This is a genomic window from Kiloniella spongiae, from assembly GCF_001026905.1.
Lineage (GTDB): Bacteria > Pseudomonadota > Alphaproteobacteria > Kiloniellales > Kiloniellaceae > Kiloniella > Kiloniella spongiae.
In genome coordinates, this window is the sequence record NZ_LAQL01000003.1 from 286067 (window position 1) to 303846 (window position 17780).

At 44.3% G+C, this 17780-nt stretch carries 17 protein-coding genes and 2 pseudogenes; 6 read left to right on the top strand and 13 right to left on the bottom strand.

The genetic code is table 11. The features are described 5' to 3' along the window. Positions 1-24: 24 nt before the first annotated feature. The 4 genes from WH96_RS05260 to WH96_RS05275 all read right to left on the bottom strand — a co-directional run bounded on the left by WH96_RS05260 (position 25) and on the right by WH96_RS05275 (position 3152). A complete protein-coding gene (locus tag WH96_RS05260; protein ID WP_281175835.1) occupies positions 25-813 on the bottom strand; it encodes an amino acid ABC transporter ATP-binding protein in 789 nt (262 codons plus the stop codon). 30 nt (positions 814-843) lie between these two features. Beyond that, complete coding sequence (locus tag WH96_RS05265) at positions 844-1698, bottom strand: transporter substrate-binding domain-containing protein (RefSeq protein ID WP_053005710.1); 855 nt, start codon at positions 1696-1698, stop codon at positions 844-846. A gap of 128 nt (positions 1699-1826) precedes the next feature. Continuing rightward, complete coding sequence (locus WH96_RS05270) at positions 1827-2477, bottom strand: amino acid ABC transporter permease (RefSeq protein ID WP_047763060.1); 651 nt, start codon at positions 2475-2477, stop codon at positions 1827-1829. 12 nt (positions 2478-2489) lie between these two features. After that, on the bottom strand, positions 2490-3152 hold the full coding sequence (locus WH96_RS05275; RefSeq protein ID WP_047763319.1) for an amino acid ABC transporter permease: 663 nt from the start codon (positions 3150-3152) through the stop codon (positions 2490-2492). Between the two features lie 394 nt (positions 3153-3546). On the opposite strand from WH96_RS05275, the gene WH96_RS05280 reads away from it, so the two are divergent. Next, the gene (locus WH96_RS05280) at positions 3547-4593 is read left to right on the top strand and encodes a LacI family DNA-binding transcriptional regulator (RefSeq protein WP_047763061.1); all 1047 of its coding nucleotides are present in this window, start codon (positions 3547-3549) and stop codon (positions 4591-4593) included. A 112-nt stretch (positions 4594-4705) separates the two neighbouring features. Here WH96_RS05280 and WH96_RS05285 read toward each other — a convergent pair whose 3' ends face one another. Both WH96_RS05285 and WH96_RS05290 read right to left on the bottom strand, forming a co-directional pair. Then, positions 4706-5074, bottom strand: coding sequence for an SPW repeat domain-containing protein (locus WH96_RS05285; RefSeq protein ID WP_047763062.1), 369 nt, complete (start codon positions 5072-5074; stop codon positions 4706-4708). A gap of 164 nt (positions 5075-5238) precedes the next feature. Next, positions 5239-6294, bottom strand: coding sequence for an AraC family transcriptional regulator (locus WH96_RS05290; RefSeq protein ID WP_218045010.1), 1056 nt, complete (start codon positions 6292-6294; stop codon positions 5239-5241). Between the two features lie 86 nt (positions 6295-6380). Between WH96_RS05290 and WH96_RS05295 the strand changes: the two genes are divergently transcribed. Then, positions 6381-6950, top strand: coding sequence for a DUF4142 domain-containing protein (locus tag WH96_RS05295; protein WP_053005711.1), 570 nt, complete (start codon positions 6381-6383; stop codon positions 6948-6950). A gap of 51 nt (positions 6951-7001) precedes the next feature. Next, complete coding sequence (locus tag WH96_RS05300; protein ID WP_053005712.1) at positions 7002-7454, top strand: cupredoxin domain-containing protein; 453 nt, start codon at positions 7002-7004, stop codon at positions 7452-7454. Between the two features lie 106 nt (positions 7455-7560). On the opposite strand, the gene WH96_RS05305 is transcribed toward WH96_RS05300, so the two are convergent. Then, the gene (locus WH96_RS05305; RefSeq protein WP_082130349.1) at positions 7561-8373 is read right to left on the bottom strand and encodes a DUF2189 domain-containing protein; all 813 of its coding nucleotides are present in this window, start codon (positions 8371-8373) and stop codon (positions 7561-7563) included. A 593-nt stretch (positions 8374-8966) separates the two neighbouring features. On the opposite strand from WH96_RS05305, the pseudogene WH96_RS05310 reads away from it, so the two are divergent. After that, positions 8967-9626, top strand: a pseudogene (locus WH96_RS05310) (IS6 family transposase); the annotation flags it as partial. A 239-nt stretch (positions 9627-9865) separates the two neighbouring features. Here WH96_RS05310 and WH96_RS05315 read toward each other — a convergent pair. The 5 genes from WH96_RS05315 to WH96_RS05335 form a co-directional block, all read right to left on the bottom strand. After that, positions 9866-10618, bottom strand: a complete 753-nt coding sequence (locus tag WH96_RS05315; protein ID WP_162200122.1) for an alpha/beta fold hydrolase — start codon at positions 10616-10618, stop codon at positions 9866-9868. Between the two features lie 11 nt (positions 10619-10629). After that, positions 10630-11931, bottom strand: a complete 1302-nt coding sequence (locus WH96_RS05320) for a TRAP transporter large permease (RefSeq protein WP_047763064.1) — start codon at positions 11929-11931, stop codon at positions 10630-10632. A gap of 1 nt (position 11932) precedes the next feature. Beyond that, a complete protein-coding gene (locus WH96_RS05325) occupies positions 11933-12448 on the bottom strand; it encodes a TRAP transporter small permease (RefSeq protein ID WP_047763324.1) in 516 nt (171 codons plus the stop codon). Positions 12449-12564: 116 nt separating this feature from the next. Next, on the bottom strand, positions 12565-13563 hold the full coding sequence (gene dctP, locus WH96_RS05330) for a TRAP transporter substrate-binding protein DctP (protein ID WP_047763065.1): 999 nt from the start codon (positions 13561-13563) through the stop codon (positions 12565-12567). A 33-nt stretch (positions 13564-13596) separates the two neighbouring features. Further along, a complete protein-coding gene (locus WH96_RS05335; RefSeq protein WP_162200123.1) occupies positions 13597-14949 on the bottom strand; it encodes an MmgE/PrpD family protein in 1353 nt (450 codons plus the stop codon). A 214-nt stretch (positions 14950-15163) separates the two neighbouring features. Here WH96_RS05335 and WH96_RS05340 point away from each other — a divergent pair. Continuing rightward, positions 15164-15499 (top strand): annotated as a pseudogene (locus tag WH96_RS05340) (hypothetical protein); the annotation flags it as partial. Between the two features lie 17 nt (positions 15500-15516). Here the strand turns inward: WH96_RS05340 and WH96_RS05345 are convergent. After that, positions 15517-16371 carry a MurR/RpiR family transcriptional regulator gene (locus WH96_RS05345; protein ID WP_047763067.1) on the bottom strand — a complete coding sequence of 285 codons (855 nt, stop codon included), beginning with the start codon at positions 16369-16371 and terminating at the stop codon, positions 15517-15519. Positions 16372-16513: 142 nt separating this feature from the next. On the opposite strand from WH96_RS05345, the gene WH96_RS05350 reads away from it, so the two are divergent. Then, entirely contained in the window at positions 16514-17770 is a 1257-nt protein-coding gene (locus tag WH96_RS05350; protein WP_047763068.1) for a sarcosine oxidase subunit beta family protein, read from the top strand. The last annotated feature ends 10 nt before the right edge of the window (positions 17771-17780 follow it).

Here is a 17780-nt window from a genome sequence, read left to right on the forward strand (position 1 = left end):
TTATTGTTGTGCTGTTTTTGAGCTCTAGTTATGAGCAAGTATTTCACCCAAGAAAGCTTTGGCACGTTCATGTTTGGGTGCAGAAAAGAACTCATCCGGGGCTGCTTCTTCCAGTACTTGCCCATCGGCCATAAATAGCACCCTGTTTGCAACTTTCCGGGCAAATCCCATTTCGTGGGTAACGCAAATCATTGTCATTCCATCTTGGGCTAATCCAATCATTGTATCCAGAACTTCCTTCACCATTTCAGGGTCGAGTGCAGATGTTGGTTCATCAAACAGCATGACCTTGGGTTCCATACACAAAGCCCGGGCAATTGCGACACGCTGTTGCTGTCCGCCCGACAGTTGAGCGGGATATTTATCAGCCTGTTCGAGGATATGAACACGGTCTAGATATTTACGTGCGATAACTTCTGCTTCGTCTCGTTGCATTCCTTTGACACGACGCAGGGCGAGTGAACAATTGTCGATAATCTTTAGGTGAGGGAATAGATTAAAGCTCTGGAATACCATGCCGACTTCACGGCGAATGGAATCAATTGATTTCGCATCATTTGCCATTTCCTTGCCCGCTACCGTAATCGTCCCGTCTTTGATTGCTTCCAGATGATTAATGCATCGTATTAATGTAGATTTTCCAGAACCGGATGGCCCACACAGAACAATTCGTTCCCCTTTGTTGACTGTTAAGCTGATATCTTTCAAAGCATGGAAGCCGCCAAACCATTTGTTGATATTTTTTAGCTCAATGAGGGTTTCATTTTCCGAGACAGACATTGAGGCAGTGTTTAACGGGGACGTGTTTTGCATTTTGACGGCTTCCTGTTTGGTCTTTTTTTATTAGTTTACGGTAAAGGATACGCCTTCGACCGGTGCTTCAAATTTTGGTTGCTCCAGACCAAACCACTTCTGGTAAAGAGTTTCCATTGTTCCGTCCTTTTTGAGGCCCTCTAGGAAAGAATTAACTGTGGCATTGATTTTGGCATCTTCCAAAATAGTGCCAACACCTTTGTAGTTTGTTGCAAGTATAAGCTTTTGCTCAAATTTACCCGGGGCGCGTTCTTCTATTCTACCCATTGCAAATTGATTTCCGCCGATAGCATCAACCTGACCGGAAAGCAGAGCCTGGATCGTAGCTGAATCATCGTCAAAGCTTAGCATGGTTGTCTTGTCTGCAACTTTGGGCACGATGTTCTCTTGTGTGCTGCCTTTTGGAACGCCAACGGTCAAATCGTTCAGATCTTTAAAATCAGAAACAGTGACATCAATTGGGGCAATCACAGGCATGCTGTCTTCGGCATAAGGAATGCTGTACTGCAGGGATTCTGCGCGTTTTGCGCTTATGCCCAAGGTGGCAAACAACGCATCAACCTTACCCGTTTGCAGGGCGGCAATCCGGTTTTGGTTCGTGACAATAACCAGCTCCAGATCAACACCGAGATGCTTCGCAAAGAGCTTTGACAGATCAGCGTCATAGCCGTCATTTTTTCCTGTGGAATCTAAGAAACCAAAGGGTGGATTGTCCCCCTGAATGCCGATGACGACTTTACCGCGTTCTTTTATATTATCCAATGTGTCAGCTGTTGAAGCCTTGGTGCCGACGAAGCCCAAAATGGCGATGGCTGTCATCATGCCCCCGATGGCTTTTGTTGCGATACGGGCCATGGGATGTTTTTGAGTGTGATTTGATTTCATTTTATTATCCTCCTTGTTTTAGTTGATTTATTACAGCCTGAGCTGCCTTTTGCTGTTCGAGTGTTTCAAACAGAATATTGTCTGTGCTTATTGAGACGGGTAAGCACTCGTTTTATCCGTGCTTTTAATTATGCGTGATTTCGGGACATTCTTCGTTCCATACGTGTTCCCCAAATTGACATTGGCCAACAGATCGCGAAATAGATTAAGCCGACTATCCCGAAGACCAGAAGGGGTTGGAAAATAAGATTTGAAACAATCTGGCCGGCGCGCGCGAGTTCGATGAAGCCTACGATGGCAGCCAGTGATGTGCCTTTGGTTAATTGTACCGCAAAGCCTATCGTGGCAGGCAATGATATCTTCAGAGCTTGTGGCAAGATTATATCTCGCATACGAGAAACGTATCCAAGGGAAAGGGCGTTTGCTGCCTCGGTCTGTCCACGCGGTAGCGATTGAATGGTGCCCCGCCAGATATCACCTAAAAAGGCACTGGCATGCGCTGTATAGGCAAAGGAAACTGCAATCCATGCGTCAACGTTGATTTGTAACAAAGCTAACCCGTAATAAATGATGAACAGTTGCATCAATAGAGGGGTACCTTGAAACAGGGCAATATAGGCCGCGGCCAAACGCTGAATAACCGGTGAGGTGCTGACACGTGCCAGCGCTATTAGCAAGCCAATGACACCACCGCCGATAAAGCTGATAATTGTAAGCAATACTGTCCACTTCAAGCCCTGAAGAAGGAAGAGTATTTCTGGTAAGCCAAATGCGTTCATTTTATTTACACACTAGTTTGGATAGCTGAAATGGCGGCGGCCAATTGATGAAAGCGCAGTCATGATCAACCACGAAATCAACAGATAAAGACCGGTGATCGTGAAATACACTTCGAAGCTTCTGAAAGTCTCAGATTCAATTCTTTGGGCAAAGTGAGTGAGCTCACTTGCTGAAATTGAAGAGCAAACCGAAGAGGTGAGTGTTAAAAGGATAAATTGAGATGAAAGAGCGGGATAGATTGCTCTTAGAGCTGGAATTAAAACAATGTCACGGAAAATCTGTGTCGAAGATAATCCGAGTGCGGCCCCGGCTTCTATCTGTCCACGCGGAATTGACTCAACGCCGCCACGAATAATTTCAATCGAATAAGCTCCACCATTTATGGCGAGGGCGATAATCGCAGTAATTGTCGGGTTCAAGCGTACGCCCAAAAGAGGAAGAGCAAAAAATAAAAAGAAAAGTTGAATTAAGAACGGGGTATTTCGGATTAATTCAACAAAAGCAATGACAGGGGCTTGCAGCAAAGGATTCTTGGTACGGTGCATGGCAACGCCGATTACACCAATGATCAATGAGCATACTATTCCGGCTGTCGACAGGGCTAGTGTCAATGCAACGCCGTGCAAAAGCTCGTCCCATCTTTCGATCACAATGCCAAAATCTAATTGATTCAAGCGGTTTTCCTCCAAGATTTATCGCCATATGTTTGAGGGTATGACGTTTTTTATGCTTATTTGATTGTGCGATGTTCTTCGCTTTTGTTTTGATACGCGTTTATTTTTTTGATGTATCTGATTTCTTTTATAGTGACAGTTGTGATTTTCAAATCAATCAGTTTGTACAAATTGATGTAATTTGATGTTTAAAATAATGTTGGGTATTTTTTGAATTTATATGAATTAAATCTATAAAAATTATTTAAAATCAATATATTATTATTTTGTTTTAGGGGGCTTTTATTTAAAAATATCTTTGAAATGCGTGAAGTATATTTTTTTGATGTTATTTTTTGATGTGATATGATTGTTTATAATCGTTGATGATGCTGACCAGGGTTATATGTATTAAATGATTAAAATTAATCGTGTTGCCAGGATTTCTGAAATTGCTCGAGTTGCAGGTGTGAGCACTGCGACGGTCGACCGTGTTTTAAATGATCGAAAGCATGTAGGGAGCGCAACCAAACAACGTGTTTTACAGGCAAAGTTGGCGATTGAAACAGAGGGTGACGAAATTATTCAATCCCGCCCTTGGAGACTAAAGGTTTTACTCCCGGATAGTGCGGGGCCTTCGACTGAATATCTTGCATCATGTTTTCAGGATGTCGGAGCACAGGGAAACGCGACAATTGAGTGCATTTTTACAAAGAAAATGGAACCCAAAATATTGGCTCGAAAATTACTGGCTTGTATTGGGCAAGGAATTGATGCCGTTGCATTCCAACCTCTTGATGATCCACATGTTCGGGATGCTGTACATGAACTGGCTTCTTATAAAATACCAACTTTGGCACTTTTATCTGGATTAACAAATGCACCTTTGGTTGGATTTGTCGGTGTTGATAATCGTGCAGCTGGTCGCACGGCAGCTTTTCTTATGGGGCGTATGTTAAAAACGACGGGGAAAATTGCAATAATTTCCGGCGGTCAACTTTATCACAGCCATGAAGATCGTGAGATCGGGTTCCGAACGATATTAAGACGAGATTTTCCGGAAATTGATGTCATCGGTGCTTATTCTGGTCACGATGATATCGACGGAAATTATCAGGAATTGATCAATGTGATTAAAAAAACGCCAGAGCTGACAGGGGTATATAATGTCGGAGGTGGCAATGAAGGTATTGTCAGAGCATTAAAAGAAGTTGGTGTTAATGATGAAATTATACTTATCGGACATAACCTTACGCCTAAAACTCATCGATATTTGCTGGAAGGATCTATGGATATTGTTATTCATCAAAACATGCGGACAGCGGCCTTTAATACCGTAAATAATCTCATCGCTTATTTAAACGGTAAAACGATACAGCCTAACTTTCTACCTGTTGAAATTGTTACTCGTGAAAACCTGCAAGGTACAGCCTGGTTTGATAGTGCTCATTCAATTCGTTAAATACTGCTTACATAATAATATGGAACTAAAAATCCGGCTGTACCCTTATTCTCTGATCGATCAATAGGATGACAGCCGGACGTTTAAAGTATGCAGGTTTTATGATGTAAAATTATGCCAACTGCATAGTCTCTTCTGGTTTATGTAATCCGACTACAACTAAAACGGCGAGGCCGTTTGCCCAGTAGTAAATGGCATCGATACCATTAAAGCTCAGGATAAAGGGGATCAGGGCAAAGAGAGCACCAACGGCAAAATCAACGGTCAGGTGGAGTTTGTAGGGTAGAACCCGTATCACACCCAGATGGTGATCGGTCAGCAGGGTAAGAATAAAGGCGGCCACACCTGTGATAACGGATAGCCATAGGGCAACCGGGTGACTGCTGCCGAGATTAAGAATAAAGGGCAGGGCGATCAGGCTGACCGCAACGGGGTAATCAAGGTAAGCGTGAATATTTTTGGTGACAAAACGCGGTATCATTATATGCATCCTTTACATTTAAATCCGTTGATAAATTCGGACTTTCTTTGAGGGACCTTTACCTCATGAGAGGGAAGGTGGTTCAAAACTCATAAGATCAATGTAAGGGAATTTTTCGGACGATGAAGTTCAGATAGTTCAGCAAATATGCCTGATCGTTCAAACTAGTGGGCTGTTCTGTATTCTGCCGGGGATGCGCCCACTTCTTTTTTGAAAACCCGGGAAAAAGCTGATTCCGATGCATAACCGATCAAGGCGGCAACTTCAGCGACATTCATTTTTTGTTCAACCAACCCCTGTCGGGCAATTTGCATGCGCCACGATGTCAGGTATTGAATGGGGGTGACACCCATCTTTTTGGCAAAATGTTGTGCAAAAGACGTTCGCGACAACCCGGCTTCACGGGCAAGGCTTTCTACTGACCAGCTTTCAGCCGGTGCTTTGTGGAAGGCATTCAGGGCACGGGATATATGCGGGTCGGCAAAGGCAGCAAGGCCTGTGATATCTGATCCCTGGTTTTCTATAAAGGTTCTGATCGCCTGGGCAAAGATAACTTCGGACATTTTAAGAGCGATGAGGTCGCCGCCGAATTTTGAACCGCCGGTCTCATCACCAATCATGCGCAGAGTTGCTTCCATCCACTTCCCGGCTGTTTCGCCATAGTTAGGGATATGGATATAGTCGGGCAACTGATCAAAGATCATATGCCTTGCATCTTTGGCAAAGGAAAAATGGCCACAGATCAATTGAGTTTCTTTGTCCATATCACCGCCGCCATAGACCAATACGCCGTCCCCTTTGTAACCGGACTCTTCCAGAACACGATCCAGTGGAAGAATTTCGTGGGGTGAGGTGTTCTCGCAAAAGAGACTGTGGCTGGCACCGTGCGGGATGATGACGAGATCGCCCTGTGCAAGAACCAGATTTTCGCCTGTCTTGTTGATCATAACCTTACAGGTTCCCCGATGGGCAAAGTGAAAACGGGCGGCATTTTCAAAGGGGGGAACTTCCAATCCCCATCTAGAAGTAAAGGAAGTGCGAAAGTAGAGAGTACCTTTCACGGAAAGACGTGTAAGAATATCGCTAAGTGCATCCAGCATGAGCCAAACCTTTCTACTACTTTGTGTTCCGACCTTAAACAGAGCCGCGTATGTGGGGCGTTGTTGCTTAACTATGTGCAAGCTTTGAAGTGACGTCCAGCGGTTTGAACGATCTGCCATATAAAATGAACTCTCAGGCATTCACAGTTCAACTAATTCAGTCTTTCCTGTTCCTGTTGAATTTATAGAGAATGAATGGAAAGAAAATGAAGAAACTAACTTCTGTTGTCCAAGCCTTAGGTGGTGAAACCGTGAAGATTTTAGCTCTGGGTGCTATTTCTTTGAGCATAGCTTTCACAGCGCCTGCTGTAGCGGAAAATCCTGCTGAGTTGAATGATTTGGAGATTGCGCACGTTGCCTACAGTGCGGATAACATTGATATCAAGTATGCGCATCTGGCCTTGGCCTTGTCTGATAACCCCGAGGTACGGAAGTTTGCCCAAACCATGATCCGGGATCATGAAGCGGTTAACAAAGCTGCGCTTGACCTTCTTGGCAAGCTTGGTGCGCAGGCACAGGATAATTTCCTGAGCCAGACTTTGAATAAAAATTCTGAAAAGATCATCACCGATCTGGCGGCATTACGGGGCGTCGAGTTTGATCGGGCTTATGCTGCAAATGAACTGGCTTATCACAAGGCAGTCAATGAACTGGTTGAGCACAGCTTTATTCCCAATATCGAAAATGAAGAAGTAAAAGCGTTGTTCAAACAAGGGCTTGAGATCTTCAAAGTTCATGAGGGGCATGCGGAAATGATGGTGAAGAAGCTGAAGTAAGGACCCTCACCAAAAAAATATATCAAAAATCCTGTAACGAAAGATGCTGTAATGTCCGGGAATACAACTAACAAGGGAGATACAAATCAAAAAAAATCTGAACGGCGCTCTTTTTTGACGGGTGTAATGAACTTGGTTGGTGCAACAGGCGTTCTTGTTGCATCAACTCGGATCTCGACAGGCGTGTTCGTCGGGGGGAGCACGTTGGCCGGGCTTTCCAGCTTGACAAATGCAGCTGATAACAGCCGGGAACATACGGTGGAAATTCGTAATCTCGTCTTTGTGCCTGACGTAATTGAGGTCTGCCCGGGGGATAAGATCCGTTGGATCAATCGTGATATCAGTCCTCATACTGCGACCGCTCTTGATGGTCGCTGGGATACAGAAGAACTTACCTTAAATCAACGTCGAACACTGATTGTCACCAAAGACATGGCTGGCGAGTATTATTGCCTCTTTCATCCCCATATGAGAGGGGAAATCCGCTTAAGGGAAAAAGCCTGAAAAAAAACTGAGCCGCTATTTCCTTTTGTCAGGTATTTGCGGCTCAGTTTCTGTACTCGGACGTTGATTTATAAAGCCTATGGTTTTTATCTTGTCAGCATAGTGTTTATTCAGCAACGACCTTGCGATAGAGGTGCCATGTGGAATGCCCCAGTACAGGCATCACCACGCAAAGGCCGACAAAGAACGGGATCGACCCGACCAGCATTGAACCAGCAACAATGGTCCCCCAAACGGCGATGGGAACAGGGTTAGTCATAACAACTTTTACCGATGTCTGTACGGCCAATGCGGCGCTGATATCTTTGTCCAGCAGCATGGGGAAAGAAATAACGCTGATGGAAAGGACAACAACAGCAAAGACGAAACCAACCCCGCAACCGATAAGAATAAGATTCCATCCAGCAGAAGTTGTCAGAACCTGACTGATAAAGGCACCGATTGAGGTAATCTCAGCGGTGCCGAAAATGGTTTTGAAAAGCATCAGTGCAGTGACCAGCCAGACAAGAAAAATAACCGTGAGCAATATTCCCAATGCGCTGATGGATCCAATGGCGGGGGAATGACAGATGTTAAAGACATGACGCCATGCCAGGCTCATATCTTTTTCGCGACGACGACTAAGCTCATATAGGCCCAATGCGGCAATGGGGCCTAGCAGGGCAAAGCCAGAGACAATGGGGAAAATCAGAGGGATAATATCGTAGCCCGCAGCCATACGGGCAGCCAGAAGACCAATGATGGGGTAGATTATAGCCAGCAGTAAAATATGGCTGGGTTTTTGTTTGAAATCATTCAGACCCCTGGCGATAACATCCATGAGATCTTCGACAGTGATTTTGTTGATTTTAGGGATGCTTTTCACGGCTGTCCTGTCTAGATCGACAACAGGATCGTATTGAGTTGCTGTTTTCGGCATTAGTCTTATCTCCTGAACCAGTGGGTTCGCGAACAGCACTAATAACTTGATATAACTTTACAGCTAGACGACAGCTAAACGCCCATTAAAAGGGCAGGGACAAACATTCTGCCATTTTGTAAAGGCGGTTCTTGTGCCGCCCAATCGGGCCGCTATCCGCTTATCTATTGCCTATAGTACACGAAAACAGCAATTCCGTCATCTTGTTGCCGATCATCTGAGATCAAAGTCAAGTGAACGATTGTGAGGAGTGCGGGATGAAAATGAATACGACGAAAGTCTCTTGTCACAAGTTTCGAAGGTTAAGTTAGGATAAGATCAATGATCTCATTTCTATTTAAGCCCAGTTGTTTTAAGGTTTTTTTGTCTAAGAGTTTTAAAAGAGAGATTGCCCCATGAAGGTGTTTTTCTACGGTCTCAGACTGTGTGAAAACTAAATCTCAAATGATAATAGCCTGAAAACAATGCCATTTTCTACGAGGGAGCAAAATATTAAGGAGATGACTTAGATACGCAAATTTGGGGCTCTATTGCAAAAAATTCACTCAGAGTTACTCTTCAATAGATTTTCATTTTCCTAGCGGGATTTCTCGATGTCTGAGTTCAAGTGGCGTCACTATCATGGCTCGGTCATCCTTCAATGTGTCCGTTGGTATTGTAAGTACGGTATCAGCTATAGAGATCTCTCTCAGGCCATTCCATGATCCTGACGAGCAAGGCTTGAAGAAATGATGGTGGTACGAGGAGTTGAGGTTGATCATTCAACGCTTTACCGGTGGGTTCAGGACTATGCTCCTGAACTTGAAAAGAAGCTCCTGTGGTTCAAGAGAAGTCGTTCTTATTACTGGCGCGTGGATGAAACCTATATAAAGGTTAAAGTGAAGTGGAAGTACTTGTATCAAGCGATTGATAAGGGCGGAGATACTCTCGATTTTTACTTGTCCGCAACGCGCAACACCAAAGCAGCCAAGCATTTCCTTAGCAAGGCCCTCAAACGTAATAAGAGATATGTCCCTTTATCGATCTCATCAGACAAGGCTCCAACATATGGAGAAGCTATCAGGGAGTTGAAAGCTGAAGGCAAGATCCTTAATGAGCTTTTGCATCGCCAGATCAAATACCTGAATAACAGGCTTGAGGGAGATCATGGCAAACTCAAGCGATTAATTAAGCCCACCCTTGGCTTCCAAACCATGAAAACGGCCTACGCCACGATTAAGGGGTTTGAAGTCATGAGGATGTTTAAAAAGGGCTAGTTTAGATTCTGGCTGCACGATGAAACAGGACCAATAGCAGAGGCCAGATTCATTAACCGATTGCTTGGAGTTTATGCCTGAAATCCGTCTCGAAAAAGGAGTTTTTCGACCAAGTTAAGTTTTTGCAACAAAGCCTTTACATTTGCGTGAAGTCTGAAAAGCATTAATTGATGACACGCCTTAGTGTTAATAACCGATCTTAGAGGTTCTATAAATTGTTGACCACCAAAAAATGATTAGCGCGTTAGAAGAAATTTAGCGATTGTTGCATTGAACAAATCTGCTTGTTCCAGATGAACACAATGCGCGCCATTTGGCAGTAGGCAAAGTTCAGCATTTTTGAGAGTATTGGTTAATTGTACAAGACCATCAACCGCATATGAACGATCCTTATCGCCGCTAATTACGAGTATCGGTATATCCAACTCGTGTAAGCGTTTACTGACATCCCACTCCTTGAGTGCGTTAAGTGCTCCTATTACCGCTTCGGTTGTGGCGCCCGTCCCGGCGGAGAGACAAAAAGGGAACATCGGTGCTTTTTCATAATCAGTAAACCATGTCGCCGTTACATATTTGGAGATACTATTCACATCACCACTTTCAACTTTTTTTGCTGTTTCATCGAAAGTTTCGAATCTTCCCGGTAAATTTCCTGAGCTATTAGTTGCATAAAGCACTAGCTTTTCAACACGGTCCGGATAATCCAAGGCAGTTTGCAGAGCAACCATTCCTCCCATCGAATGTCCCAGAAGATTAAATTTATCAATGCCTAATTGATCCAACAAACGGAGTTGAGCTATTGAATGAGCTTTAATTGAGTTGACTGCATCTTGGGTATTACTACCCGCAAACCCCGGCAGGTCAGGGGCAATAATATCAAATGAGTGCCCCAACGCTGCCATCTGAGGTGCAAAATATCCACCTCCACCAAGAAATCCGTGTTGCATGACAAACGTCGGGCCAGTGCCGTATCGATGATAGTTAAGCATACCAGACATCCTCAACTCGCCAACTCAGGCAAATACAACGCCATCTGCGGAAACAATAATAGAAGGGCAATGAGAATCGCCAAGGCCCCTATGAATGGAAGCACACCTAAAATCACATCCTTGAGAGCAATTTCTTTAGGGGCGAGTCCTTGTATCACATATAAATTCAATCCGACAGGCGGGGTAAGAACAGCTATCTCCATGGTGATCGTGTAGATGATGCCGAACCAAACCAAATCATACCCGACCGAGCTAATCAACGGGAACAATGTCGGTAACGTGATAAATGTAATTGAAACAGGCTCCAGAAACATACCTACAACCAGGTAAAATGCAATAACCATTGCCAAAACCATATAGGGTTCAAGTGCCAGTGTCAGAAAGGCCTCAGTGAATTGTTGAGGTACCTGGTGATAGGTCAACACAAAACCAAAGAGTGTACCTGCGGACAAAAGCAGACCCAAATATCCCATGGTACGCATTGTTGCCAGAAGAGCACTCTTGAGTCCTTCCCATCGGAGATTACCAACAGCAACTGCAATTATAAGTGTCAAAAGTGCTGCGATTGCCGCAGCTTCGGTAGGTGTCGCTATACCAGCATAAATCGACACTGTTATCACCAATCCTATAACCAGAATTGGTAGAACAGCTGCCATAATTTCAAATAATGGCATACGAAGAGCATTATCTACTCTAGGGATTGATTCTGGATTAATTATTCCCCAAACAACCACAACAATAGCAAACATGGTCGTCAGCGTGATTCCGGGCAGAATACCTGCAATAAATAAATCACCAATCGAGACATCGACAACGATTCCGTAAAATAGAAGAATTAAGCTAGGAGGAATGAGCACACTTAACGTTCCGCCTGCAGCAAGGACGCCTGCAGAAAGACGTTTGCCATATCCCAACTTCAACATCTCAGGCAGCGCGACACTACCGATTGTTAACGAACCGACCATACTTGAACCGCATACGGCACCGAAACCTGCACAAGCACCGATACTGCCATAAGCTGCCGACCCACGCACACGAACACCTCGATGCATAAACCGATACAGATTAGGACCAATTGTCGAGCGGGCAATCAACTCACCAAGAAATACAAATAAAGGAACCGCTAATAAAATGTAATCAACCCAAACGCCCCAGATTTTCAGTTCAACACTTATAAGTGAAGTGCTGAAGTCCTGAATCAACCAAAGAAAGGGTAACGAGGCCGCTGCCAATGCAAAAGGCAGAGGTACCCCAAGTGAAATCAAAACCATGAGCAAGGTAAGTAGCCCGCCACCGACATGATACCATTCCATATCACTTTTCCTCTTTTGTATGAGTAGAAGAGGTTTCCCGTCGAGATGTCCAATTTTTTGCAATAAGTACAATACAGAAAATAATTAATGCCAGTGCTGTCGGCATCCAAAACCAGGCTCGAGGCCAGCTAAGGACCTCAGACGCGGCACCTGACTTGTTTGCTCGAAAGAATGCTGATACTGCAGAATAAGCAAAGAAGCCTCCGACCAACAACATGATCAACTGATTCAACTGGGTAATAATAAATCTCAACCTAATTGGCAGAAGGTTGGAAATTATTGTTACCTTAGGTAAAGCATCTTGCTGCATGGCGTAGGTCAACCCAAGAAAGGCGCAAGGCACAAGCATAAGAGCAGTTGCCTCAGTTACGAAAAGGTCAGGCTTGTTAAAAACATAACGCATAACCACACCATACGAGATCCAGATCGTTTGAATGATTATTATGATAGCACCAATTCCTGCTAGTATAGGGCCGAGCCGTTCTATGTAATTGACTTTGCTTTGAATGTGCTCCATGGCTTCTGCTCCATGCTGTAATTGTAAAAGCATCTTCTATTAAATATCGTGACGCCTGTAGATAAAAATGCGCTGATATGTGGGTGAAGCATATCAGCGCATTTTCTTTGCATAGATTATTGCCGATGCTTGGCCAGCAATGCGCGAATTTTGTCTGCAGTTTCTTTTCCGCAAGTATTAGTTAGTTCCTTGTCCCAAAAAGGCTGAATCGAGGCTAAAAGCATATCACGCTCTTCTTCTGTAAGGGATCGGGCAGACCCACCACCCTTCATAACAGCATCCCCAACAGACTCATTTACCCAAGCTTCATAGCGCGGTTTCAACCATTTTTGGGTTTCACGGCTTGCGTCTAGTATGGCTTGTTGATCTGCAGCGCTAAGGCTATCAAACTTATTTTTATTCATCATATACATGACGTTGCCATAGAACAGGTCTGCATTAATCATGTGCGGCATGACGGTCCAGAGTTTCCACGAACTATAAGTAGCAACACCCATATTGATTCCGTCAACCACACCTCGTTCAGCAGACTGGAATACTTCCTTAGGAGATACAAAAACCGGACTACCACCCCAACCTTCAATCATCTCGCTAACCAAAGGGCCGATAGAACGAACCTGAAGTCCGTTCAGTTTATTCAGATTCACATTTTCCTTTTGAAACCACCACTCTTGATCATACGAATAATTTGATGAGAAAATATTCACCAAACCTGCTTTAGCCGCCTCTTCCGACAAAATTTCTGTCATCTCTTCATCGAGTTCTATCTGATTTTCGAGATTGACTGAAGCAGGGTAAAAAGCACCCGCCCGGTAACAAGGTAAGCGATCATCATATGAGATGTGACTAACGTCAGCCACACCACCAAGAACTGCGTCGATACCTTCGCTCCATCCGTTCAATGTTGCTGAAGGAAAAATTTCCATGCGAACTCGACCTTCGGTTTTTTCGGCTATTAGGCTCGCAAAATGCTGGAAACCTTCGTGGCGGATATCGACCTCATTGACGTAAGTGGATAATCGTATCAACTCTTCGGCGTTTACTGTGACAGAATTAGCGCTGACAGCAATTACTGCTGCTGATACGAGCAATTTTAATTTGGTTGTAAGTTTCATGATAGTCTCCATGCTTGTTTAATTTTTTTATTTTTATTGGGCAGTTAGGCGGAATGCGTGATCTGCCATTTTTATAATTTCAAACGTACATAAATCAGGAGTTTTCAAAGAACAGCCCGCAAATGTGAGGCAATCATTGAATTTTTTGATCAAGTCTTTATCAGTCAACGGGCGATTTGGCATACCAAAGGCTTCCCCACAGAACCCACTTGTTGTTTTCCCTCCCGCAAATAATATTGTTAGGCGTGTACTTTCAGGATATTTCTCCCGCATCGGCGATGATGATAGATCCTCAGCGACACGGATTGTTACCCGCTCCATTAGCGCTCGTTTTCTATCAGATTGAATCTCTGCTAACTGCAGATCTTTAAGTCGAACTCGCCCGTGTTCAGCCGCACAGGCAAAGCAGTAGGGAAGAGAAAATTGTGCCTGTTGGGCATTTTCGGGATATATGAACACCAAGCTCGCATGAACCAACGTGGGCACTTCAGCCTCTACTGATACAATGTCATCTGCAGTTTTATCAGATTCTTCAAGCAATTTTGCTGTTATTTCGATCATCGCATGAGCAGCCGAACAAACCGGGCTGGTTTTGAAAAGCAATCCAGGCGTTTCAAGTCTCCAACGGTCTCCCAAGCTTTCAACTTGCGAGAATAAAGAGTGGCCATTGTTCAAAAGGGCGAAAAATCCATTTTTCTGCTCAAATGCATCTTGAGGGCCGGTTAAGCCAGCCTTTGCTACTCGCGCCAAGTTAATTGCCTGAGCGGCAACATTTCCACATAAATAGGGTTTTGCGTCAGTACCTGAAATAGCCCGTTGGATTCCGGCAGTAACAGCAGCCGTACCTATGGCATTTGCTGTTTGCTCCTCGTCCATATCATACAAACGGCATACACTCGCAACAGCACCGATCAATGCACACGATCCTGTCGCCCACCAACCTTGCATGAAATGATTGTGGCTGCAGATATCACCAAGAACATAGCTTATTTCTGATCCAATGATAAACGCGAGTAATGCGTCCTCATCCGATGCATTGATCTCCTGAGCAACTGCCAAAGTAGCCGAGAGGGTAATAACAGAACTATGAGTTATCCCGGTATAGCTTGTGTCATCATAATCCCATACATGACCAGCCATCCCATTAATTGTCGCTGCCGCAATTGCGTCAGTTTGATGCTGCGTTGCAGTTGAACAATTACCTTTTGCGAGCGCAACGCATTCTGCAAGTAATCTGACTTTAGCGTGAACTGAACCAGCAGCAATGACACCAATTGTGTCGAGCACTGCACGCCTGGCACATCTATTAACAACTTTAGGCACATCATTGAGAGAAAGCTCTTTACCCCAAACGGCAAATTGACGAGCAAGGAGTTGACTATCCATTGGCGATTTTTTCGAACTGCCTTTCTTGAAAGCTTTTCTGATGACAAACATCAACGTTCGCTGCCTGACCTAACAGCAACCTTGAACGGGTCATTTTCTTAAAAAATGTCGAAATCATCATGCGTCTCTGTCTCGCAACCAATTTTATGTATCAAATGCTACAAATTAAACGAACATGTGTCAAATGTTATTTTTAAGATTTAATATTAGTCTAAGGGCTGCTCCAGATAGCATCGTTTATACAGATACATGGCAAGGTTATAATGCTCTTGATGTATCTGATTTCAAACACTATCGTATTAATCATTTAGAACTCTTTGCTGACAAGTATAACCACATTAATGGCTTTAAGATTTTTGGGATCCCTTGCCCGGAAGGGTGTGCTTGCATACCTGAGGGGAGAGCAAAGCGACACATGCGTAAATTTAACGGTGTTCCAAAGAGGCATTTTGCCTTCTTTTTGAAAGAATGTGAGTGGCGCTTCAATAACAACAACCCAATGGATCAAGTAAGGAAATTGAACCAATGGGTTAAGAGATATATAAACTAATTATCTGGGACAGCCCCTTAGTCTATATAAGATCCACTTCTCTGCCGCAGACTAACAACCTTTTCAATTCGCTTTACGGCATGGCCTGAGCTATTTGCAACAGCAATAGCGAGAATTGCTTCAACAAGAGCACATACTGATACGATAGATGAGTAATAGTGCGGGCTTTCAGTCCTAGCAATGAGACAATAATCAGATAATGCAGCCAACGGAGAACTTCGACGATCAGTGATTGAAATCGTGGTCACTCCGATTTCACGCGCATACTGGACAGCTTCAATTGCTGTTTTCGCGTACGGTGCAATCGCGATTCCCAAAACGGCATCATTTTTATCAAGAACGCCAAGGGTTTCAATCGCGCTCGCTACTCCTGGTCGCGTAGCACGTAACCCAGAGAAAGCAATACTTCCAGTGTTTTCTAAATGCCCGGCGACCCACGCCATTGAACCTGTGGCTACAATATGTGTTGTATTTGAAACCCGAATGACTTCAGCAATAGCCTCCAGAGTTTCAAAAGAGTTTTGCAGAAATCCAGCATTAATATTTTCTATTGCAGCGGCCTGAAGCTGACTGATCAAAGGGTTCTCGTCGCCAGTCGTACCTCCCCGAAATAACCTTTCCGCTCGGTTACTGAAACTGTTCGAGGCCAACTCAGATTGGAACAACGCTTTTAAATCGTCATAGCTTTCATATCCAAGATAACGCGCAAGTCGCAGCATAGTAGGCGATGAAACACCACACTGGCCAGCAACGCTCCTCATCGAGCCAAAAGCCATGCGGTCAGGGTTATCCAGAGCGAATTTTGCCGCAATTTCCAGCTTTTTTGGCAAATTGTGTAACTTTGCAACAATCTGCTCACTAATTCCTGTCATTAATTACATCCTTTTAAATCTGTAGCATTTGGTACAATAAATGTTCGAAAAAGTCCAATTGCACAAAAATATCATTTGTAATATTTTTTTTAATTATGTAGCGTTCGAAATTAAATAATTAATTAGCCAGGAGATTCCTCGCGTGACCCACTATTCTGCGCTCTCGATTTTAAAAAACGCACTCAATGGTAATCGTGGCTGGCAACGTGCGTGGCGTGATCCAGATCCCAAACCTCAGTACGATGTAATCATCGTTGGCGGAGGAGGCCATGGATTGGCAACAGCATATTATCTGGCAAAAGAGCATGGCATACGGAATATTGCTGTGATTGAAAAAGGCTGGCTCGGAGGTGGAAACACCGGACGCAACACCACCATAGTACGTTCAAACTACATGTTACCAGGCAATACCATGTTTTATGAACGCTCAATGAGGATGTGGGAAAATCTCAGCCATGAACTTAATTTCAATGTCATGATGTCACAACGTGGTCAGTTTCATTTGGGACATTCTCCTGGACAAATGGACGGATTACGTCGACGCGGTAATATTATGCGTGCTCATAGGATCGATGCTGATTTAATCGATCGAGCTGAAGTTATGAAAAGACTGCCATACCTTGATTATTCGGGCAAAGCTCGCTTTCCAATTGTTGGAGCGCTTTTCCAAGGGCGCGCGGGAACAGCACGCCATGACGCTGTCGCTTGGGGATACGCAAGGGCTGCCAGCCAGTTAGGAGTAGATATTATCCAATGTTGCGAGGTATTGGGTTATCTCTGGGATGAAAATCGGATCGTGGGCGTTGAAACAACAAAGGGCAGTATAAAAGCCCCAAAAGTTGGTCTAGCCGTTGCGGGAAATACGACTGTTTTAGTTGAAAAGGCAAATCTGCGACTGCCAATTGAAACACATGCATTACAGGCGTTTGTGACCGAGCCTATTAAACCTTTTATCGATCACGTGGTCAGTTTTGGTGCTGCGCACTTTTATATTAGCCAATCCGACAAAGGTGGTTTGGTCCTAGGAGGAGATCTAGATGGATATAATTCTTACGCACAACGCGGCGGGTTACCGATCGTCGGCCACACTTTAGCCGCTGCAAAATCATTGGTACCGGCAATCTCGCGGCAAAGGCTATTGCGACACTGGGCAGGTGCGATGGATATGACTATGGATGGTTCGCCAATTATCGCAAAACTACCCGTTGAAGGCCTCTATTTGAATGGTGGTTGGTGCTACGGTGGGTTTAAAGCAACCCCTGCTGGTGGTTGGTGTTTTGCCTGGACTATTGCTAAGGACGAACCCCACAAAGACTCCGCCGAATTCACACTATCACGTTTCGAACGCGGATACCAAATAGACGAAAAAGCACACGGCCCCCAACCAAATCTGCAATGAAAGTAGCAAG